This is a genomic window from Variovorax humicola (assembly GCF_037889915.1).
Classification (GTDB): Bacteria; Pseudomonadota; Gammaproteobacteria; order Burkholderiales; family Burkholderiaceae_C; genus Variovorax; species Variovorax humicola.
This window is the reverse complement of the sequence record NZ_JBBKZV010000001.1, coordinates 720,703-739,450: the sequence shown is the minus strand read 5'-3', so window position 1 is coordinate 739,450 and position 18,748 is coordinate 720,703. Positions and strand designations below refer to the sequence as shown.

The following is an 18,748-nucleotide window of genomic DNA, read 5'->3' as shown; positions in this document are numbered from 1 at the left end:
GGGAGCCGTGTCCGCCACAGCTTCACCATGGGTCGACACGCTCACCGAGGTCAACGTCGTCGACCTGCTGGATTCGATTGGCTTGCTGCGCCTGCGTGGAACGCCTTTGTGCCGTCTGTTTCGGCCTGCGGCCCGCCGCTTCGCCCGGACTGCGTACGAATTCGACACCCGCGTCGGCGAGCACGGCCTTGCGCAAGGCAGCGCGTGGCTGATGAGCCGGATGACCGCCGGCATCGTCACCTCGGGCCTGGAAAACGTTCCGTCGCACGGCCCTGTGGTCATCCTGGCAAACCACCCCGGAATGACCGACACGGTCGCACTCTTCACCAGTCTGGCGTCCCGTCGTCCCGACCTTCGGGTGATCGCCTCGGATCGCCCGTTCCTTCGCGCCCTGCCCAACGTCGCGCGGCAACTGATCCTGCTGCGCGATGAAGACGGAGGGCAGTTGACCGTGCTGAGAGCTGCCGCCAGGCATTTGCAGGAAGGCGGTGCCCTGCTGACTTTTCCGGCGGGAGAGATCGAGCCCGACCCCGCCACCTTCGGCGCGCAGCGGGCAGCGGCTTCATTGCAGAACTGGTCCAGCAGCTATACCTTGTTCGCCCGCCTGGCGCCCGGAACGCTGTTCGTGCCCGCGCTCGTGAGCAATGTCATTTCGCCGGTTGCACAGCGGCATCCGCTGACCCTGCTGCGCCGCACGGCGCGCAACAAGGAGAAGCTCGCTGCGGCGCTGCAGGTGACCCTGCCACGCTACCGCAACCTGGTCGCCAAGGTCACTTTCGGCAATCCACCCAGTGCAGCGGGACCGGTCGGGGCGCAGGCGCTCCGTGCATCGATCGCCGCGCAGATGCACGACCTCATCTTTGCGGGAGACTCGCGGGCATCGCCGTAAGATCCCGTTCGATGCCAGCAAATCGCGCCGCTTCCCCCGAGTCCCGCGCTTGCTGGATCACAGCGCCGGGCCGCGCCGAGATCCGCCTCGCCACCGTCGGCGAGCCCGGCCCCGACGAGGTCGTCGTGCGCGCGTTGCACTCTTCCATCAGCCGCGGCACCGAATTGCTGGTTTATCGGGGCCAGGTGCCGCCCAGCGAGTTCGATCGCATGCGGGCGCCGTTCCAGGAAGGCGATTTCCCCGTGCCGGTGAAGTACGGTTACGCCAGCGTCGGCGTGGTCGAGCAAGGCCCTGCGGCATTGCTCGACCGCCACGTGTTTTGCCTCCACCCCCACCAGACCCGGTACCGCGTTCCGGCCAATGCGGTGCACGTGCTGCCCGAGGGCGTGCCGCCCGCGCGTGCGGTGCTGGCAGCCAACATGGAAACCGCGGTGAACGCGCTGTGGGATGCATCACCGCGCGTCGGAGACCGCATCGCCGTGGTCGGCGGCGGCGTGGTCGGCCTGCTGGTGGCCTGGCTCGCCGCTCGCATGCCGGGGTGCGAAATCGAACTGGTCGACACGCATGCGCCGCGCCGGACGGTGGTCGAGCGCCTTGGTGCGGACTTTGCGAGCCCGCCCGATGCACGGCCTGATGCCGACCTCGTCATCCACGCCAGCGGCAACCCGGACGGCCTGGCGCTGGCGCTGGGCCTCGCCGCTTTTGAAGCCACGGTGCTCGAGATGAGCTGGTATGGGCAGCAGCCCGTCACGTTGCGGCTCGGTGAAGCCTTTCATGCGCGACGCCTGGTGCTGAAGAGTTCGCAGGTCGGCCAGGTGGCCGCGGCGCAACGTGCGCGCTGGAGCCATCGCCGCCGGCTGACGCTGGCACTGGAACTGTTGCGTGAGCCCGTGCTCGATTCACTCGTCACCGACAGCGCGCCCTTCGACGAACTGCCCCAGGTGCTGGCGCGGCTGGCCCGCGGTGCGCCCGACGTGCTCTGTCACCGAATCGACTACGCCTGAACCCTTACCGGAGAAATCCCGCATGTACAGCGTCAACGTCCGCGACCACTTCATGATCGCCCACAGCTTTCGCGGCGAGGTGTTCGGCCCCGCGCAGCGGTTGCACGGCGCCACCTATGTGGTGGACCTCGAACTGCGCCGCACTGAACTCGACGCCGACGGCGTGGTCGTGGACATTGCACTCGCCACCGAAGTCCTGCGCAGCGTGCTCGGTGAACTCAACCTGCGCAATCTCGACGACGACCCCGCATTCACCGGACGCAACACCACGACCGAATTCATGGCGCGCGTGGTCTTCGACCGCGTGGCCTCGCGCATCGCTGCGGGCGACCTCGGACCGCATGCGAGCGGCCTTGCCTCCATGCGTGTATGCCTGCACGAGTCGCACGTGGCCTGGGCCGCGTATGAGCGCGCGCTTTGAGCCGCATGCAGTGCAGCTTCCTGGTACCGGGCGACCTGGACGCGCACACCGGGGGCTACACCTATGACCGGCACATCATCGACGAGCTTCGCGCATTGCAATGGCAGGTCGACGTCCATGCATTGGGCGACGGCTTTCCGGCGCCCGGCGCGCAAGCGAGGGCCCGTGCGGCGCGCGTGGTCGAAGCGTTGCCGGATGGCATGCTGGCAGTCGTCGACGGCCTGGCGTTCGGCGTACTCGACGAACTGGCGCACCGGCATGCGCGGCGACTGCGATGGGTGGCGCTGGTGCACCATCCGCTCTCGCTGGAAACCGGGCTCGATCCCGATCGGCGGCGCGCGCTGTTCGAAAGCGAAAGCAGTGCCCTGGCCGCGGCCTGCAGCGTGATCGTCACGAGTCCCTTCACCGCCCGCGGGCTGGCCACCTTCGGCGTTGCGCCTTCCAGCATTTCCATCGTCATCCCGGGCACCGAGCCGGCCGCTCCGGCCGTGGGCTCGGGCGGTGAGGCGTTGTCGCTGCTGTGCGTGGCCACCATCACGCCGCGCAAGGGCCACGCGGTGCTCATCGAAGCGCTCGCCGGCCTGAAGGACCGCGCATGGACGCTCCACTGCGTCGGCAGCCAGGCAATGGACGCGGCATGTGCGGCCGCGCTGCGCGAGGCGATCGACCGCCACGGGCTGCGCGAGCGCGTCGTGCTGCATGGCGACCAGGCAGAGACCGACCTGCCGGCGTTCTACGCCGTGGCCGATGCCTTCGTACTGACCTCCTTTCATGAAGGCTACGGCATGGCGCTTGCCGAGGCGCTGGCGCGGGGCCTGCCGGTCATCAGCACGCGGGCCGGCGCCATCGCCGACACCGTGCCCGCCGAAGCCGGCGAGTTGGTACCACCCGGCGACGTGAGCGCGCTGCGCACTGCGCTGCAGCGGCTGATGGACGACACGGCATGGCGCGCGCGCCTGCGTGCCGGCGCAATGTCAGCACGCCTTGCCCTGCCCACCTGGGCACAAAGCGGCGCCCGTTTCGCGTCTGCGTTGGCCGATGCGATGCAGCGGCCGCACGCGGCATGACCGGGTTCAGCGCCGACTGGCTTGCGTTGCGCGAGCCCTGCGACCTGGCGGCCCGCGCAAGGTCGGCCGACTCGCTCGCATTGCGGTCCCTGGCAAGCCGCCTGCGCGGCGCGGGCGCGCTTCGTGTGCTCGACCTTGCCTGTGGCACGGGTGCCAACCTGCGCGCGCTGGCGCCGCAACTCGGCGGCTCACAACAGTGGCTGTTGATCGACCATGATCCCGCGCTCCTGGCCGCACTTGCGCAACATTTCGCCGCGTGGGCGCGAGCGCAAGGCTTTGCGTGCCGCACGGTTGCCGAAGGTTTGCGGCTCGAAGGCGCGGGCTGGCGGGCCGACGTCGTGTTTCGACGCGCCGACCTCGCGACCGGGCTCGACGCCCTGCCGTTCCACGCGGCGCAACTCGTGACCGCCTCGGCGTTGCTGGACCTCGTCTCGGCTGCGTGGCTCGACGCGCTGCTGGGCCAAGCCCTTGCCGCAAACTCGGCGCTGCTGTTTGCGCTGACCGTCGATGGCCTTGTCGAGTGGAACGAGGCAGACGCGGACGACGACCGCATCCACGCGCTTTTTTCCGCGCACCAACTGAGCGACAAGGGATTTGGCCCGGCCCTCGGCACCGGCGCCCCGTCCCATGTCGTCGCGCGCCTCCGCGGGCCGGGCTTCACGCTGAGGCAGGCCCGCAGCGACTGGTACATCGAGCCCTCGCGTCACGCGATGCTGGATGCCATGGTCCACGGCATGGCCGCCGCGGCGCTGGAACAGGATGCTTCGGCGCAAGCGCTCGTGCACGGCTGGAAAGCACGGCGCCTGGCCGCGATCGAGCGCACATCCTTGCGTGTCGGCCATGTGGACGTACTGGCCGTGCCGGCTCAAGGCATCGCTGCCCGCAGGTCAAGGTCCCACAGCACGTCCGCGCCCATCCGGTAAACCCGGCAGGGCGGACGGGCGCACTCGCGCAGCGACAAGTCCTGCGGCAACAACAGGCCCGGCCGTCCATCGCCGATCACCACGGAGGCGATGCTCAAGTGCAACCGGTCCATGCAGCCCTGCCGCATGAAGCGCGACACGGTGATGCCGCCGCCCTCCACGAACAGCACGCGCAGGCCGCGCCCGACCAAGGCCGCCCGCAAGGCGCGCACGTCCACGGCGCCGTCCGGACCCGTGAGGTGCGGCACGCCCAGCACCTGCTCCGCGCCCACGCGTCTTGCCGCCTCCGCCTCGCGTGAGGCATCGCAGACCAGCAAGGTCGGCGCCGCGCCGTCAGAGAAGACGCGCAACGCCGGCGACAGGCGAAGCGTCGGGTCGACCACCACGCGCACCGGGTTGTCACCCTCCACATGGCGCGTCGTGAGTTGCGGGTTGTCTATGGCTGCCGTTGCCGCGCCGACGACCACCGCGTCGCTGAGCGCACGCAACCGATGCAGATGCAGCAGCACCTCGGCACCGTTGATGTAGTTGGCATCGCCGCTGCGCGTCGCGATGCAGCCGTTGAGGCTCTGGCCCAGTTGTCCGATCACCCAGGGAGTGCTGCCGGGCGTGCGATCGAGCACGGGCTTGACGAGCGTGAACAGCTCGGCCGCCTGCGCGCTCCAGTCGTCGCCGAGGGTAAATCCTTGCGACTCATGCCATGTGAGCGCTGCGCCGTCCGGCGGCGGCTTGCCGAGACGGCGTTGTCGGACGATGTGCAGGCACAGGGGCCACAGCGCCTCGACACCAGGGGCGGCAAGTGTTTCGGCTTTCATGCGCAGGCAGGGCTCATACGTGTGGACACCTCGGGTTGTGCGCAAAGCCCTCGGCTTTTGCGCTTTCCGGCCATTCTGACGCGATGATTCGCCGAGCGGGCATGTCAAATCGTAATGGCGGGTGGCTTCAGCCACGAAAGCGTCGCCGGTGAAGCTGAACATTACCAACGCACGCAGGTTTCATGCGCGGCCCTGTGCAGTTCGCCGACCTTTGTCCGGTCAGGTCAAGCCATCATCGGCCGGCGGCCGAGCAGACGAAGCGATGTCTGCCTCGTCCCTCGCATCCATCAGGGAGTGGTAGAGCTTTTCGAGCCCCTTCACCAGCCCCCGCACCTCGCCAACCGACAGCACCTCGGTCCAGCGAGCGACCTCCGAGTGATCGTCCGCGTTGCGGCTCTTCCAGAGCTGGTGATGCTGCGCCGTCAGATGCAGCCTGCGCACGCGGCCATCGCGCTCGTCGGGGGTGATCGCCACGAATCCCTTGCGTTCCAGCGCGCTCGCGATCTGCTTCAGGTTCTGGTGGCTCATCGCCAGGATGGCAGCCAGTTGCTTCAACGTGGGGGGTTCGGGCTGGCCTTCCAGCACTTGAAGCAGCATCGCCTGCTGCGTGGTGAGCCCGCTGCCTGCAAGCTGCCGGTCCATCCGCGTTCGCAGCTCCAATCCGTTGGCGAGCAGCAGCCGGAAGAGCATGACGCGCTGCGCCCGCGCCGTACTGCGTTGTGCATCCAGTCCAAGCTCCAGGATTTGACGTCTCGACTTCATAAGTAATATATTACCTAAATGCGGTCGCCTTCGGAACCGCGAATGCCATGGAGGCCCCATGATTGCCCTTTTCCCCAACTGCGGCTTTCTGTCCGAAACCTCGCGCATGCTGGCCATTGCCCGTGCGCTGCAGGCGCGCGGCGAGCCGGTGGCAATGGCCACGCACGGCGGCCCCTTCATGCGAGTTCTCGAATCGGCAGGCATGCCATGCACCCTGCTCGAGCCGGTGATGGACGCCCGCCGTTGCGAGGAGTACCTGGCCGGCATCGTCGCGCTCGGCAAGCCCGGCTCACGCCTGCAAACGGCGGATGAAGTCCGCGCCGGCGTGCGCAGCGAGGTCGAGTTCCTTCGCGCCCATCAGGCGCGCATGGTCGTGATCGGATTCACGCTGACGGCCTACCTTTCCGCGCGCGTGGTGGGCATCCCGCTCGCGGCCTCGCATGGCGGCTCCTATGTCCCGCCGGTGTTCGAGCATGGCCTTGCGCCGGCGCCATCGCAGTCCGCCATACCGGGGCTCGACTGGCTGCCGGATTCGCTGCAGAAGGTCATGGCCAATGCAAGCCCACCCCGCATGCGCGGCCCGGTCGAATTCCTCAACGAGGTCGCGACTGAGCTGGGCGTCGAGCCTGTGCCCAGCCTGGCCGCCTTGATGCTCGGCGACTTGACGCTGGTGACGGACGTGCCGGAGGTGCTGGGCGTATCCGACGAAGACATGTCGGCGTGGCGGCCGAACAGCCGGCGAGGCTATCGAAAGGAAACCCGCCTGCGCTACGTCGGCCCCCTCTTCGCCCGGCTCGACGTGCCCATCCCTCGACGTGTGCAGGCGTTTCTGGACGAGGGGCGTCCGACGGCCTATGTCGCACTGTCTTCCAGCGCGCCGGCTTTCATTCGCCGCGTCGTTGCGGGTGTGCGTGCGGCGGGCCTGCGCGTGGTCGTCGCCGCAACGATCCATGAACTGCAGGATCTGGAAGACCAGGACGTCATCGTCGAAGGCGTCCTGCCAAGCCACCTGCTGATGCCACGCGTCGCGGTTGCACTCATCATGGGCGGCCAGGGCAGCGTGCAGACGGCCATGGCCAGCGGCACGCCCTTTGTCGGCTTTCCCCTGCATCCGGAGCAAGAGCTCAACGTCGCGCTGGCCGCGCGCATCGGCATGGTCGTTGCCGTCGGTCCGCGGCATGCGGATGAGGCAAGGATCAGGCACGCGGTGGAGACGGTCACCGCCCAACCTGCATTTGCGGCGGCGGCAGCACGCGCGCAGCGGCTTTATGCGGGCGTCGACGGACCGGGCCGCGCGGCAGAAGCCTTGCTCGACTACCTGCGCGCGCCCATCCCTCGCGCCCCCGAAACCAGCAGCCTGGCGAGCTGACGGCCCGCGCGGAAATGACCCACCCCCGATGCGCCTGCGGCGCCTCCCCCTCGAGGGGGCGCACCCAGCGGCCCGGCAAAGCCGGTTCCGCGGGTGCCCACGAACAGACTTCGCCGTGCTTGTCCTGGGTTTCATGCGTCGCGGGGCACGCGGTAGCGTGGTGGAAAACTGAGAAGAACGCCCCCGAAGCGCCTGCGGCGCCTCCCCCTCGAGCCCCTCAAGAGGGCGCACCCAGCGGCCCGGCAAAGCCGGTTCCGCGGTATCCCTGGCATTTGGCGGCGCCGGTTTCATCGTCGCGGGTCAGGCGAGCGTGGTGGAAAACTGAAATGACGTGGCCCGTTGGCGACGACAGGCTCAACCTCGGTTGATCCGCGATCGGGCCCGGCGGTGCAGGTCGGCCCACCAGCCCCAGGCGACCAGCAGCCACGTCGCATGTCCGCTCCAGATCACGGGTGCGATGTCCGGAGGCCGCGGGCCCCAGGCGTTCGCAAGCTGGATGAGCACGAGGAACAGCAACAAGCTCCACAGGCCCCAGCGCCCGACGCGGTCGGCAGCCTCGGTCGCATCCAGATACAGCCAAGCGCCGGCCGCAAACAGCGCCAATTCGAGGAGCAGCGCCAACATCGGCCGTTGCCAAAGGCCCAGTCCCCAGCGCGGCCCTCCCACCGGCAGCAACGGCAGGTCGGGCACATGCACGATCAGGTCGAGCACCCAGTGACTCAGCACCAGCGCGCCGATCACCCATGCGGCGCGTTTCGAGCCCGACCACCACAGCCATGAGAGGCCCAGCAGCGCGGCCGCGAGTGCGGCTGCGACCAGGCTGTGCGAATACGGATAGGAGATGAACCGCAGCGGGATGACCGCCCCCTGCGGCGACACCTCCGCAACCTCCAGTCCAGCGAGCAGCAATGCCGGCCAGAGCAGATCAGCGAACTGTGCCGCCGCGAACAACGCGCCCAGCGAAGTCGAAGGCGTGACCCGCTTCGCCGCCAGCGCAACCGCGAAATGACCGATGAACACGGGACTGGCGCCTTTGGTTGAAGCAGCGACCTGCAGGTGGCTCGGTCAGGTCCGCAACCGGTCCCGTGTGAAGACGTCCGTCAGTCGCCGCGCTCCATCGCCTCGCTGTACTTGCCTACGCTGGCCGCGCCGTTCAGGCGTGCCCGCTTGAGCAGCGCATTCTGGCAATCGCGCGCATGGTCGGACTTGCCTTGCCAGGCTTTCTGGGCCGGATCCTGCAGCGCGCGTCCGTACGAGAAGCTGAGCAGCCACGGCTGCGGGCCCATCTGGTTCATCGCCTGCAGATTGGCCGTGGCCTCTTCGGGCGACTGGCCGCCGGAGAGGAAATTGATGCTCGGCACCGCCGCCGGAACCGTGCGACGCAGCACCCGCAGCGTCTGCGCGGCCACTTCCTCCGGCCCCGCTTGCAGCGCGTTTGCCTTGCCGGGCACCACCATGCTCGGTTTCAACAGCATGTGCTCCAGCACCACGCCGTGGCGATGCAAGGCATGGAACACCTCATGCAGCACCGCCTGCGTGACTTCTGCACAGCGTGCAATCGTGTGATCGCCGTCGAGCAGCACCTCGGGTTCGACGATCGGCACCACGCCTTGCGCCTGACAGATTGCGGCGTAGCGCGCGAGTGATTCGGCGTTGGCCTCGACGGCGGCCCGGCCCGGCAGCGTGGGGGCAATGTTGTAGACCGCCCGCCACTTGGCAAAGCGCGCGCCAAGCTGCTTGTATCCATCGAGCCGCTGCGCCAGTCCGTCCAGGCCCTGCGTGATTTCATCGCCCGGCGCCAGTGCCAGCGGGATCTTGCCGGTATCGACCTTGATGCCCGGCACGATGCCCTGCCGCGCGGCCAGTTGCGGCAGCGGCTCGCCATCGTCGGCGCGCTGGCCCAGCGTCTCCTCGTAAAGGATGACGCCGCATATGTACTGACCCAGCCCCGGCGTCGACAGCATCGCGCTGCGGTACGCGCGGCGGTTCTCTTCCGTCGACTCGACGCCGATGGCCTTGAAGCGCTTGGCAATCGTCGGACCGCTTTCATCGGCGGCGAGGATGCCCGCGCCCTGGCGCGCCAATGCCTCGATCGTGGCCTGGAGTTCGCTGGTGGCAGACATGTGTTCGCCCTTCCCTATTGCAGGTCGCCCGCCAGGCTGGCCAGCGTTTCCGGCGCGATGTTCGTGCGCGCCGGGTAGTTGGTGTGGTCGCAGCCGAGCTTGACGTGCGCCCCCGCGCGCACCGCCGCGCGCGCCGCCTTGCCGAACTCGAAGCGAAGGAAGTGAACGGCCGACGTCTTCTCGGCGTTCTCTCGCTCCAGGTCTTCGTCGGCAATGGCATAGATGCGTTCGTGGCCCTCGACCTCGACGAACATGCGGTCCTCCACGCCGATCAGCCGTGCCAGTTCGCGCTTGCGCTCATGCAGGTCGGGATACTCGATCAGCAGGGTCGCCTTCCAGTTGGTGCCGTCGGGCACCAGCGCGGCATAGGTGTCGATCTCGGCCTGGATGCCCTCTTCGTCGAAGATCTTCTCGATGTGCAGCATCTCCTGGATCTGCCGGCGCATCGTCACCTCGTCCTCGAACTGCACGTTGATGTGGTCGCCCAGGTGCACCGTGCGCAGCTTGCGGTGCGAGATGAATTCGGGCGCGCTGCTCTTGCGGATCTTCGAATAGGCCTCCAGCGTCATCAGGTTCTCGCGGGCTATGGGCATTTCAGTGCTCCATGACGCCGAGCGTCCCCGACGAATGAAACCAGGGCGAGCACGGCGCAGTCTGTTCGTGGGCACTCGCGGAACCGGCTTTGCCGGGCCGCCGGGTGCGCCCCCTCGAGGCCCTCAAGAGGGAGGCGCCGCAGGCGCTTCGGGGGTGATCCATCCTTTTCACTCCAGGCCATAGGCCTTGCGCACCAGGCTCAGCGGGTGCTGCAACTGTGCGGCGGGCAACGCGTTTTCCGCCATGCCCTGTGCGATGTGGTGGCCGGCCAGCGCGCAGTCGGAGCTGATGTAGTCGGGCGCGTCCTTGCCCATCAGCTTGAACACCGGCTTGCCGATCTTCATCGCGACCGGGTGGAAGGCGGTCTTCACGCCGTAGGTGCCGGCATGGCCCGAACAGCGCTCGACCGTGTTGAGCTGCACCGGCACGGTCTGCCCGATCAGTTTGAACATCTCCTCGGTCTTGCGGCCGATCTTCTGCACCCGGCCATGGCAGGGGATGTGGTAGCTGACCTTGCCCAGGGGCGTATTGAAATCGGTCCGGAGCAGGCCGTCCTTGTGGCGCGCCACGAGGTATTCGAAAGGGTCGAACATGGCCTCCTGGACCCGTTTGACGTCGGCGTCGCCGGGGAACATCAGCGGCAGTTCCTGCTTGAACATCAGCGTGCAGGAAGGGATGGCCGTGAGGATCGCATAGCCCTCGCGTGCATATTTCGCCAGCACCGGGATGTTGGCCTCCTTGTGCTTCGCGACGCTTTCCAGGTCGCCGAGCTCGAACTTGGGCATGCCGCAGCAGCTTTCCTTCTCGACGATGACATACGGGATCGCGTTGTGCTGCAGCAGCTTGATCAGGTCGAAGCCGATGCCGGGCTCGTTGTAGTTGACGTAGCAGGTCGCGTAGATTGCAACCTTGCCCGGCGTGCGCTCGCCGTCAACCTGCCTTGCGGCGCCGCCGGACTTGGGCGCGCTCCAGCGGAAGCGCCTGGTCGCAAGGTCGGGCAGCCAGGCGTCGGGGTGCACATGCAAGGCACTGTCGAGCACCTTGCGCATGGGCTTTGTCTTGTTGATGGCATTGACGGCCTGTACCACCACCGGGATGCCGGCGAACTGGCCATGCACGTCGGTCGAGGCCAGCAGTTTCTCGCCGGTCGTCACTTCGCCCTTCCTGAACTTGATGGCCTTGGCGCGCAGCATGGTGTGCGGGAAGTCCACGTTCCACGGATGCGGCGGCACGTAGGGGCACTTGGTCATGTAGCAGAGGTCGCACAGGTAGCACTGGTCGACGACGCTGCCGTAGGCCTTCTTGTCGACGCCGTGCACCTCGCCATCCTTGGTCGCATCGACCAGATCGAACAGCGTCGGAAACGCCTCGCACAAGCTCACGCAGCGCCGGCAGCCATGGCAGATGTCGAAGATCCGCTCCATCTCCTTTTCGCAGGCGGACTGGTCATAGAACTCGGGGTTCTTCCAGTCGACCGGGTGGCGTGTCGGCGCCTCGAGGTTGCCTTCGTTCATGTTGCTCGCCCCCAGGCTCCGCGCACTTCGTGCGCTCCTTCCTCCCCCTGCCGGGGGCGATACCAGCGCCCCGGCAGAGCCGGTTCCGCGGTATCTCTGGCAAAGTGCTTGCGCGCGTCACCCCTCGCAGGGTGAGGTCCACGAAAGCTGGGGTATGCGCCTAGTCCTGCAGCGCTTCGAGCGCCTTGATGTAGCGGTTGGCGTGGGAGCGTTCGGCCTTGGCCAGCGTCTCGAACCAGTTGGCGATCTCGTCGAAACCCTCTTCGCGCGCCTGCTTGGCCATGCCCGGGTACATGTCGGTGTACTCGTGTGTTTCGCCGGCGACGGCGGCCTGCAGGTTCAGGCGGCTGGAGCCGATCGGCAAGCCGGTCGCCGGATCGCCCACCGCTTCGAGGAATTCAAGGTGACCGTGCGCATGGCCCGTTTCGCCTTCGGCGGTGGAGCGGAACAGCGCCGCCACGTCGTTCTGGCCTTCGATGTCGGCCTTGTTCGCGAAGTACAAATAGCGCCGGTTAGCCTGGGATTCGCCTGCGAAGGCGTCCTTCAGGTTCTGCTCGGTTCTCGATCCTTTCAATGCCATATCAGTCTCCTGTGGGGATAGGGGGATAGGTTGGTCGGTCAAGCGGAACCGTCGCTGCTCTGGCGGCGGAGGCCTTGCAATCTACGCCTTGCCGCGCCGATCTCCAAATGCAAAACCTCAATTGGCGCCATTGAGGCACGCAATGACCGTTTTCAGGGCACCAACCGCATCCGCCCGGCCGCTTCCGTCAGCTCGTCGCGGAATTTCGGATTCGCGATGGCGATCAGGGCCTGTGCCCTGGCCTTGGCCGACTTGCCGCGCAGGCGTGCCACGCCGTACTCGGTGACGACAAAATCGATGTCGTTCTTGCTCGTCGTGACGTGCGTTCCGGCGGTCAGCGTCGGGACGATCCTGGAGAGCGTGTCCCCCTTTGCCGTGGACGGCAGCACGATGAAAGCCTTGCCGCCATTCGAGCGATTCGCGGACCGCACGAAGTCGGCCTGCCCACCCGTGCCCGAGTAAGGCGTGAAGCCGAGCGACTCGGAGCCGCATTGGCCGATCAGGTCGACCTGCATGGTCGAATTGATCGCGATGAGGTTGTCGTTCCGGCTTGCCAGGTAAGGGTCGTTGGTGAAGTCGACCGGATGCATCTCCAGCGCGGGATTGCGGTCCATGAACCGGTAGAGCCGTTTCGACCCCAGCGCAAAGGTGGCGATCATCTTGCCGGGCAGGTAGTTCTTGCGCCGATTGGTGACCACGCCCGCCTCCACCAGCGTCATGATCCCGTCGCCGAGCATTTCGGTGTGGATGCCGAGGTCGTTCTTGTCCGTCAGCTGCATGACCACTGCATCCGGAATGCCGCCATAGCCGATCTGAAGGGTCGCGCCGTCCGGGATCATCGCGGCGACATGCTTGCCGATCGCTTGCTGGACCGGCCCGATCGTCGGCAGGCCGACCTCTATCACCGGTTCGTCGCTCTCCACCACGCCGGCCACTTGCGAGATGTGGACATGGCACGCCCCGTTGGCGAAGGGGACATTCGGATTGGTTTCCAGCACGACCGCGCGTGCCTTGCCGACCGCGGCCATCGTGTAGTCGGCGCCGAGGCTCAGCGCAAAGTAACCGTGCGAATCCATCGGCGACGCCAGGCTGAACACGGCGTCCGCCGGCGTCAGGTCGTTGCGGATGAGCTGCGGCAACTCCGAGAAATACGCGGGCACATAGTCGATCCAGCCGGCCTGCCCACCGGCGCGCGATGCACCGCCGAAGAAGTACGCGACGTGCCGGACGTGCTCGCAGGTCTCGGCGTCGAAATAGCCCGCCTTGCGCAGCGGCAGGATCTGCGAGACCTTGACGTCGCGAAGCTCGCGCCGGCGGTCCGACAGCGCATCGAGCAGGCGCGGCGGCTCCGCGGAACCGGTCGGCACGACGATGGTGTCGCCGTCCTTCAGCAGCGAGATCGCATCATGGGCGGCGATGCGGCGCCGGAGATAGTCATCCTGGTGGCTCATTTCAGTGCTCCATGACGCCGAGCGTCTTCTGCGCGTGAAACCGGCACGAGCGCTGCGAAGTCTGTTCGCGGGCACCCGCGGAACCGGCTTTGCCGGGCCGCTGGGTGCCCTCCTCCGAGGGGGAGGCGCCGCAGGCGCTTCGGGGGTGTTTCATTTCCCTAGGCGATTGATGTCGTCCATCTCGATGAACGGCGACGGCGCGCCGCGCTTGGCCACTGCGAGCATGGCGCGGCCGACCTTTTCGGAGGTCGTCACCCACCTCGGCGCCACGTTCGCCAGCAAACCGAGCAGCGGCGAAGTCATCACGTAGAAGCCCTGGTACACCGGCGTCTTCGACCGCACGCCGTGCAGCGGCTGGATCACGCCCGGCCGGAACATGTAGGCCGCCTTGAACGGCAGCTTGAGCAACGCGTTCTCGGTCGCGCCCTTGACCCGCGCCCACATCTGCGGGCCGCGCTCGGTGCTGTCGGTGCTGGCGCCGGTCACGTAGACAAAGGTCATCTGCGGGTTGAGCCGGGCGAGCACGGTGGCGGCCGCCAGCGTCAGGTCGTAGGTCACTCGGCGGTAGTCGGCCTCCTTCATGCCGACCGACGACACGCCGAGGCAGAAGAAGCAGGCGTCGAATCCCTTGAGCTTCGATTCGACCGACGAGTAGTCGTAGAAGTCGCTGACGATCAGTTCGCCGAGCTTGGGATCGGACTTGCCGAGCGAACTGCGCCCCACCGCCACGACGCGCTTCACGTCCGGGTCGAGCAGGCATTCCCGCAACACCCCCTGCCCGACCATGCCACTTGCGCCGAACAGCAGGATTTTCATGGGGTCAGACCTCGAATTGTTCAGGCGTGTGGCGAAGCGCCGCCAGCAACTTTTTCACCTCGGCGTCGGCCGCCCGGGCCGGCTGGAGCGACGCGAGCATGCGCGAGAGCGTCGCGGGATGCGGCAGTATGGGACCGATGAAATGGGTGCCGTGGAGGCCTGCGACCAGCAGGGTCGGGAAGGTCTCCACGTCGAAGTCGTCGGCCAGGTCGGCGTGGTCTTCGATATCGACCCAGGCAAAGCGCATGGCGGGATGCGCCCTGGCCACCTGTTCGAACAGCGGGCGGTATTCGCGGCAGGCGCCGCACCATTCGGCGCAAAGGCACACCACCCAGAGGGCGTCATCGGCGGGGGAGTTGAGTACTGCGTTCAAGGAAGCCGGATTATGAGTCGGGTCGGACTACAGTGCATCGCGCAGGCGCAGGTCTGCCAGCGGCGCTTTCTGCCAGACCGGCTGCAGCGCCTCCACCGGCGGCAGCAGCAAACGCCCGATCAAGGGGATCAGCGACGTGCGGTCGGGGTCGGCCAGCAGCACCAGGCGCGGGTCTTCGTTGGCGGACTGCTCGGCCAGCGGTGCGATCCAGTCCATCGCGACCAGCGTCTCGAGCACGGGTGCAAGCTGCAGCGCGTCGACCTGCAGGCGCCGCGCCAGCTCGGCGGCGCCGAGCCCGCGTCCCGGTGTTGCCTGGACGGCGTGCAGGTTCTGCAGCACCTCGAGCGCCAACTGGAACCGCCATCCGGCCGCGTTGCCGTGGCGCGGCACGCCGGCCATCAGGCTCGGCAGGTAGGCCGCGATGACGGCGCCGAGCAGCACGATGACCCAGGCGATGTAGATCCACACCAGCAGGATGGGCACGATCGCAAACGCGCCGTACAGCACCGAATACGTCGGCATCAGGCTCAGGTAGTAAGCCAGCAAGCGCTTGGCGATGGCAATCGCAATAGCCGCGAAGAATCCGCCAGCCCAGGCATGGGACCATTTCACGGTCGTATTCGGCACAAAGCGGTAGAGCGACGCCAACCCGCCCGCCAGCAACATGAACTCGAACAGGTCGAAGCCGAGATTGAACAACGACTTCGCGCCGACAAAGGTGCGGGCCGAGAACACGTAGAGACTGGCCGACAGCACCACCGGCCCCAGCGTGATGGCCGCCCAGTAAATCAACACGCGCTGGGCCAGCGGCCGAGGCCGGCGCACGCGCCAGATGCTGTTCAAGGTCTTGTCGATCGTCAGCATCAGCGCAACCGCCGTCATCAGCACCACCAGCAGGCCCACGATCCCCAGCCCACTCGCCTTGCTCGAGAACTGGTTCAGGTAGTCGAGTACTTGCCGCGCAATGTTCTCGGGTATCAGGCTCTCGATCAGCCAGCGTTGAAGACGCCCGCGCATGTACGCGAACATCGGAAACACGGTGAACAACGCCAGCGCCACGGTGAAGAAGGGGACCAGCGCGATGGTGGTGGTAAAGGTCAGGCTGCCGGCCGTCAGACCGAGCCGGTCTTCGCGAAATCGCTTTCCCAGGACAGCGGCCGTATTGCGCCATGGAAACTTCGAAAGGTCTTGCACCCACTGGCGGAAATTCATGGCCGGTATCATGCCATCCGACTTTTGCGCCGCCGTAGGCAAGCAAACCCGCCCACCGTGACGAACTCTCCTCCTCCGCACTCCTCTCGCTCCTCTTCTTCCGTCGCCCTGACCCGCTGGCTGGCCGTGGGCAGCCTGGTCGGCCTGATCGTGCTCGGGCTCGCCTGGGAGATGCGGCTGGCGCCGCTTCGCCCCGGCGGTTCCTGGCTCGCGCTCAAGGTGCTGCCGCTGATCGTGCCGCTGGCCGGGCTGATGAAGAACCGCATGTACACCTATCGCTGGGTCAGCCTCATGGTCTGGCTCTATTTCACCGAAGGCGTGGTGCGTGCCTGGAGCGACGTGCTGCCGCTGAGCCGCGCGCTGGCGCTGCTGGAAGTGGCGCTGTGCCTGGTGCTCTTCGCCGCCTGCGCCTGGCATGTGCGGCTGCGCCTGCGCAATGCCGCTGCGCAACACCTCAACGAAGCCGCCACCCCATGACCGACTTGCTGGATCGACTGCGCGCCATCGTCGGCGCCCCCAACGTGCTGACCGAAGGCGACCTGACCGCCTACGAGCAGGACTGGCGCAAGCGCGATCGCGGCAAGGCCCTGGCCGTGGTGCGGCCGGGTAGCGCGCGTCAGGTGGCCGATGTGGTAAAGGCCTGCGCAGCCGCGGGCACGTCGCTGGTGCCACAGGGCGGGAACACCGGCCTCGCGGTTGGCTCGACGCCGGATGCGAGCGGCAAGCAGGTCGTGCTGAGCCTGCAACGGATGAATGCCGTGCGCGAGATCGACGGCGCCAACATGACCGTGACGGTCGAGGCCGGCTGCGTGCTGCAATCGCTGCAGGAGGCCGCCGAGAAAGCCGGCTACCTGTTCCCGCTGAGCCTCGCGGCCGAAGGCAGCTGCACCATCGGCGGCAATCTGGCGACCAATGCCGGCGGCACGCAGGTCGTGCGCTACGGCAACACGCGCGACCTGTGCCTGGGCCTCGAAGTGGTCACGCCGCAGGGCGAGATCTGGGAAGGCACGACCGGCCTTCGCAAGGACAACACCGGCTATGACCTGCGCGACCTGATGATCGGCAGCGAGGGCACGCTGGGCATCATCACCGCCGCGACGATGAAGCTCTATCCGATGCCGGCGGCGCAGTTGACGGCCTGGGCCGCGGTGCCCTCGCTCAACCATGCGGTGACGCTGCTGGGCCTGGCGCACCAGTACCTCGGCGCCGGATTGACCGGATTCGAAGTGATGGGCCAGTTCGCGCTGAGCCTCGTGGTGAAGCATTTCCCGCAGCTTCGCGTACCGTTTGCCGGGGATGCTTCGGCGCGCGCATCGGCGCCGGGCCGCCCCGAGCCGGATGCAGCCCCCTCGGGGGGCAGTGAACCAGACACAGTGGGTAGCGTGGGGGCCACACCCTGGTGCGTGCTGCTCGAGAACTCCGACAGCGAGTCGGAAGACCATGCCCGCACGCGCTTCGAGGCGCTGCTCGAAAAGGCCTTCGAGGACGGCTGCGTCACCGATGCGGTCGTCGCCGAGAACCTTGCGCAAGCCCACCAGCTCTGGCACATCCGCGAGAGCATCCCTCTCGCCCAGGCCGAGGAAGGCCTGAACATCAAGCACGACATCTCGATCGCCGTCTCGCGCATCCCGGCCTTCGTGTCGTCGACCGATGCGCTGCTGCGCAGCGAGATCCCGGGCGTGCGGCTTGTCAACTTCGGCCACCTCGGCGACGGCAACCTGCACTACAACGTGCAGGCGCCGGCGGACGGCGACGCGAAAGCCTTTCTGCGCGACGAGGAAGCCCGCGTCAATGGGCTGGTCTACGACGCCGTGGAACAGTTCGGCGGCTCGTTCTCCGCCGAGCACGGCATCGGCGCCCTGAAGGTCGACAAACTCGAGAAGCACAAGTCCCCGGTCGCGCTCGGCATGATGCGCGCCATCAAGCGCGGGCTCGACCCGCAGAACATCCTGAATCCGGGGCGTGTGCTCCGGGCTGAAACCTTTTCCTCATGACCCGCCCCATCCGCTCCCAATACGAAGACTTCATGCGCCACGTCGACACGACCGGCGTGTTCAAGGCCGACCGCACCGGCACCGGCACCAAGAGCGTGTTCGGCTACCAGATGCGCTTCGACCTGAACGAGGGCTTTCCGCTGGTCACCACCAAGAAGGTGCACCTCAAGTCCATCATCCAGGAACTGCTGTGGTTCCTGACCGGTTCCAGCAACAACAACTGGCTCAAGGAGCGCGGCGTCACGATCTGGGACGAATGGGCGCGCGAGGACGGCGAGCTGGGGCCGGTGTACGGCGTGCAGTGGCGCAGCTGGCCCACGCCGGACGGCGGCCACATCGACCAGATCAGCGACGTGATCAAGACGCTCAAGAGCAACCCCGACTCGCGCCGCATCATCGTGAGCGCCTGGAACGTGGCGGAGCTGTCGAAGATGGCGCTGATGCCGTGCCATGCCTTCTTCCAGTTCTACGTGACGCCGCCGCAGGCCGCGGGCGAGCGCGGCAAACTGAGCTGCCAGCTCTACCAGCGCAGCGCCGACATCTTCCTGGGCGTGCCGTTCAACATCGCGAGCTACGCGCTGCTGACGCACATGGTGGCGCAGCAGTGCGACCTCGACGTGGGCGACTTCATCTGGACCGGCGGCGACTGCCACATCTACAGCAACCATGCCGAGCAGGTCGCGCTGCAACTGAGCCGCACGCCGCACCCATATCCGACGCTGCACATCAAGCGCAAGCCCGCGTCGATCTTAGACTACGAATATGAAGATTTCGAGGTGCTGGACTACCAGCATCACGCGGTCATCAAGGCGCCGGTCGCCGTCTGAGAAAGCGCAGGAAA

Annotated in this window: 20 protein-coding genes; 9 read left to right on the top strand and 11 right to left on the bottom strand. The window is 67.0% G+C overall.

Going from position 1 to position 18,748, the window contains the following annotated elements:
- Window positions 1–7: 7 nt before the first annotated feature.
- The 5 genes from WKW80_RS03530 to WKW80_RS03510 are packed head-to-tail and all read left to right on the top strand — an operon-like array spanning window position 8 to window position 4,304.
- On the top strand, window positions 8–889 hold the full coding sequence (locus WKW80_RS03530) for a 1-acyl-sn-glycerol-3-phosphate acyltransferase (RefSeq protein WP_340362125.1): 882 nt from the start codon (window positions 8–10) through the stop codon (window positions 887–889).
- A gap of 11 nt (window positions 890–900) precedes the next feature.
- A complete protein-coding gene (locus tag WKW80_RS03525; RefSeq protein ID WP_340362124.1) occupies window positions 901–1,893 on the top strand; it encodes a zinc-dependent alcohol dehydrogenase in 993 nt (330 codons plus the stop codon).
- Window positions 1,894–1,915: 22 nt separating this feature from the next.
- The gene (locus tag WKW80_RS03520) at window positions 1,916–2,314 is read left to right on the top strand and encodes a 6-pyruvoyl trahydropterin synthase family protein (protein ID WP_340362123.1); all 399 of its coding nucleotides are present in this window, start codon (window positions 1,916–1,918) and stop codon (window positions 2,312–2,314) included.
- 5 nt (window positions 2,315–2,319) lie between these two features.
- Window positions 2,320–3,381 carry a glycosyltransferase family 4 protein gene (locus tag WKW80_RS03515; protein ID WP_340362209.1) on the top strand — a complete coding sequence of 354 codons (1,062 nt, stop codon included), beginning with the start codon at window positions 2,320–2,322 and terminating at the stop codon, window positions 3,379–3,381.
- The gene (locus tag WKW80_RS03510; protein ID WP_340362122.1) at window positions 3,378–4,304 is read left to right on the top strand and encodes a class I SAM-dependent methyltransferase; all 927 of its coding nucleotides are present in this window, start codon (window positions 3,378–3,380) and stop codon (window positions 4,302–4,304) included. The genes WKW80_RS03515 and WKW80_RS03510 overlap by 4 nt, the downstream gene beginning before the upstream one ends.
- On the opposite strand, the gene WKW80_RS03505 is transcribed toward WKW80_RS03510, so the two are convergent.
- Together WKW80_RS03505 and WKW80_RS03500 are read right to left on the bottom strand one after the other, a co-directional pair.
- The gene (locus tag WKW80_RS03505; protein ID WP_340362121.1) at window positions 4,247–5,119 is read right to left on the bottom strand and encodes a RibD family protein; all 873 of its coding nucleotides are present in this window, start codon (window positions 5,117–5,119) and stop codon (window positions 4,247–4,249) included. The two genes, WKW80_RS03510 and WKW80_RS03505, sit on opposite strands and share 58 nt — an antisense overlap.
- Window positions 5,120–5,338: 219 nt before the next feature.
- Complete coding sequence (locus WKW80_RS03500) at window positions 5,339–5,881, bottom strand: MarR family winged helix-turn-helix transcriptional regulator (protein ID WP_340362120.1); 543 nt, start codon at window positions 5,879–5,881, stop codon at window positions 5,339–5,341.
- Between the two features lie 58 nt (window positions 5,882–5,939).
- Between WKW80_RS03500 and WKW80_RS03495 the strand changes: the two genes are divergently transcribed.
- Entirely contained in the window at window positions 5,940–7,250 is a 1,311-nt protein-coding gene (locus WKW80_RS03495) for a glycosyltransferase (RefSeq protein WP_340362119.1), read from the top strand.
- A gap of 354 nt (window positions 7,251–7,604) precedes the next feature.
- Here WKW80_RS03495 and WKW80_RS03490 read toward each other — a convergent pair whose 3' ends face one another.
- The 9 genes from WKW80_RS03490 to WKW80_RS03450 all read right to left on the bottom strand — a co-directional run bounded on the left by WKW80_RS03490 (window position 7,605) and on the right by WKW80_RS03450 (window position 15,925).
- Window positions 7,605–8,270 (bottom strand): hypothetical protein, encoded by a 666-nt coding sequence (locus WKW80_RS03490; protein WP_340362118.1) that lies wholly within the window; start codon window positions 8,268–8,270, stop codon window positions 7,605–7,607.
- 80 nt (window positions 8,271–8,350) lie between these two features.
- Window positions 8,351–9,373, bottom strand: coding sequence for a class I fructose-bisphosphate aldolase (locus tag WKW80_RS03485; protein ID WP_340362117.1), 1,023 nt, complete (start codon window positions 9,371–9,373; stop codon window positions 8,351–8,353).
- Between the two features lie 14 nt (window positions 9,374–9,387).
- Window positions 9,388–9,966: a DUF3501 family protein gene (locus tag WKW80_RS03480; RefSeq protein ID WP_340362116.1), complete on the bottom strand. Its 579-nt coding sequence runs from the start codon at window positions 9,964–9,966 to the stop codon at window positions 9,388–9,390.
- 168 nt (window positions 9,967–10,134) lie between these two features.
- Window positions 10,135–11,481, bottom strand: a complete 1,347-nt coding sequence (locus WKW80_RS03475) for a heterodisulfide reductase-related iron-sulfur binding cluster (protein ID WP_340362115.1) — start codon at window positions 11,479–11,481, stop codon at window positions 10,135–10,137.
- Between the two features lie 160 nt (window positions 11,482–11,641).
- A complete protein-coding gene (locus WKW80_RS03470; protein WP_340362114.1) occupies window positions 11,642–12,061 on the bottom strand; it encodes a rubrerythrin family protein in 420 nt (139 codons plus the stop codon).
- A 152-nt stretch (window positions 12,062–12,213) separates the two neighbouring features.
- Window positions 12,214–13,512: an acetyl-CoA hydrolase/transferase family protein gene (locus tag WKW80_RS03465; protein ID WP_340362113.1), complete on the bottom strand. Its 1,299-nt coding sequence runs from the start codon at window positions 13,510–13,512 to the stop codon at window positions 12,214–12,216.
- A gap of 150 nt (window positions 13,513–13,662) precedes the next feature.
- Window positions 13,663–14,328 carry a Rossmann-fold NAD(P)-binding domain-containing protein gene (locus tag WKW80_RS03460; RefSeq protein WP_340362112.1) on the bottom strand — a complete coding sequence of 222 codons (666 nt, stop codon included), beginning with the start codon at window positions 14,326–14,328 and terminating at the stop codon, window positions 13,663–13,665.
- A gap of 4 nt (window positions 14,329–14,332) precedes the next feature.
- Window positions 14,333–14,701: a thioredoxin family protein gene (locus WKW80_RS03455; protein WP_340362111.1), complete on the bottom strand. Its 369-nt coding sequence runs from the start codon at window positions 14,699–14,701 to the stop codon at window positions 14,333–14,335.
- Window positions 14,702–14,728: 27 nt separating this feature from the next.
- A complete protein-coding gene (locus WKW80_RS03450) occupies window positions 14,729–15,925 on the bottom strand; it encodes a YihY family inner membrane protein (RefSeq protein WP_340362110.1) in 1,197 nt (398 codons plus the stop codon).
- Window positions 15,926–15,970: 45 nt separating this feature from the next.
- Between WKW80_RS03450 and WKW80_RS03445 the strand changes: the two genes are divergently transcribed.
- Genes WKW80_RS03445 through WKW80_RS03435 form a run of 3 tightly spaced genes read left to right on the top strand, consistent with a single transcriptional unit; the run spans window position 15,971 to window position 18,734 of the window.
- Window positions 15,971–16,390 (top strand): DUF2069 domain-containing protein, encoded by a 420-nt coding sequence (locus tag WKW80_RS03445; RefSeq protein ID WP_340362109.1) that lies wholly within the window; start codon window positions 15,971–15,973, stop codon window positions 16,388–16,390.
- Window positions 16,387–17,907, top strand: coding sequence for an FAD-binding oxidoreductase (locus tag WKW80_RS03440; protein ID WP_340362108.1), 1,521 nt, complete (start codon window positions 16,387–16,389; stop codon window positions 17,905–17,907). Before WKW80_RS03445 ends, WKW80_RS03440 begins: the two co-directional genes overlap by 4 nt.
- The gene (locus tag WKW80_RS03435) at window positions 17,904–18,734 is read left to right on the top strand and encodes a thymidylate synthase (RefSeq protein ID WP_340362107.1); all 831 of its coding nucleotides are present in this window, start codon (window positions 17,904–17,906) and stop codon (window positions 18,732–18,734) included. Before WKW80_RS03440 ends, WKW80_RS03435 begins: the two co-directional genes overlap by 4 nt.
- Window positions 18,735–18,748: the final 14 nt, after the last annotated feature.

Coding starts and splice junctions, on each gene's coding strand:
- WKW80_RS03485 (WP_340362117.1), bottom strand. CDS start 9,373: ATGTCTGCCACCAGCGAACTCCAGGCCACGATCGAGGCATTGGCGCGC.
- WKW80_RS03525 (WP_340362124.1), top strand. CDS start 901: ATGCCAGCAAATCGCGCCGCTTCCCCCGAGTCCCGCGCTTGCTGGATC.
- WKW80_RS03480 (WP_340362116.1), bottom strand. CDS start 9,966: ATGCCCATAGCCCGCGAGAACCTGATGACGCTGGAGGCCTATTCGAAG.
- WKW80_RS03510 (WP_340362122.1), top strand. CDS start 3,378: ATGACCGGGTTCAGCGCCGACTGGCTTGCGTTGCGCGAGCCCTGCGAC.
- WKW80_RS03450 (WP_340362110.1), bottom strand. CDS start 15,925: ATGATACCGGCCATGAATTTCCGCCAGTGGGTGCAAGACCTTTCGAAG.
- WKW80_RS03500 (WP_340362120.1), bottom strand. CDS start 5,881: ATGAAGTCGAGACGTCAAATCCTGGAGCTTGGACTGGATGCACAACGC.
- WKW80_RS03515 (WP_340362209.1), top strand. CDS start 2,320: ATGCAGTGCAGCTTCCTGGTACCGGGCGACCTGGACGCGCACACCGGG.
- WKW80_RS03435 (WP_340362107.1), top strand. CDS start 17,904: ATGACCCGCCCCATCCGCTCCCAATACGAAGACTTCATGCGCCACGTC.
- WKW80_RS03475 (WP_340362115.1), bottom strand. CDS start 11,481: ATGAACGAAGGCAACCTCGAGGCGCCGACACGCCACCCGGTCGACTGG.
- WKW80_RS03460 (WP_340362112.1), bottom strand. CDS start 14,328: ATGAAAATCCTGCTGTTCGGCGCAAGTGGCATGGTCGGGCAGGGGGTG.
- WKW80_RS03470 (WP_340362114.1), bottom strand. CDS start 12,061: ATGGCATTGAAAGGATCGAGAACCGAGCAGAACCTGAAGGACGCCTTC.
- WKW80_RS03505 (WP_340362121.1), bottom strand. CDS start 5,119: ATGAAAGCCGAAACACTTGCCGCCCCTGGTGTCGAGGCGCTGTGGCCC.
- WKW80_RS03440 (WP_340362108.1), top strand. CDS start 16,387: ATGACCGACTTGCTGGATCGACTGCGCGCCATCGTCGGCGCCCCCAAC.
- WKW80_RS03520 (WP_340362123.1), top strand. CDS start 1,916: ATGTACAGCGTCAACGTCCGCGACCACTTCATGATCGCCCACAGCTTT.
- WKW80_RS03465 (WP_340362113.1), bottom strand. CDS start 13,512: ATGAGCCACCAGGATGACTATCTCCGGCGCCGCATCGCCGCCCATGAT.
- WKW80_RS03495 (WP_340362119.1), top strand. CDS start 5,940: ATGATTGCCCTTTTCCCCAACTGCGGCTTTCTGTCCGAAACCTCGCGC.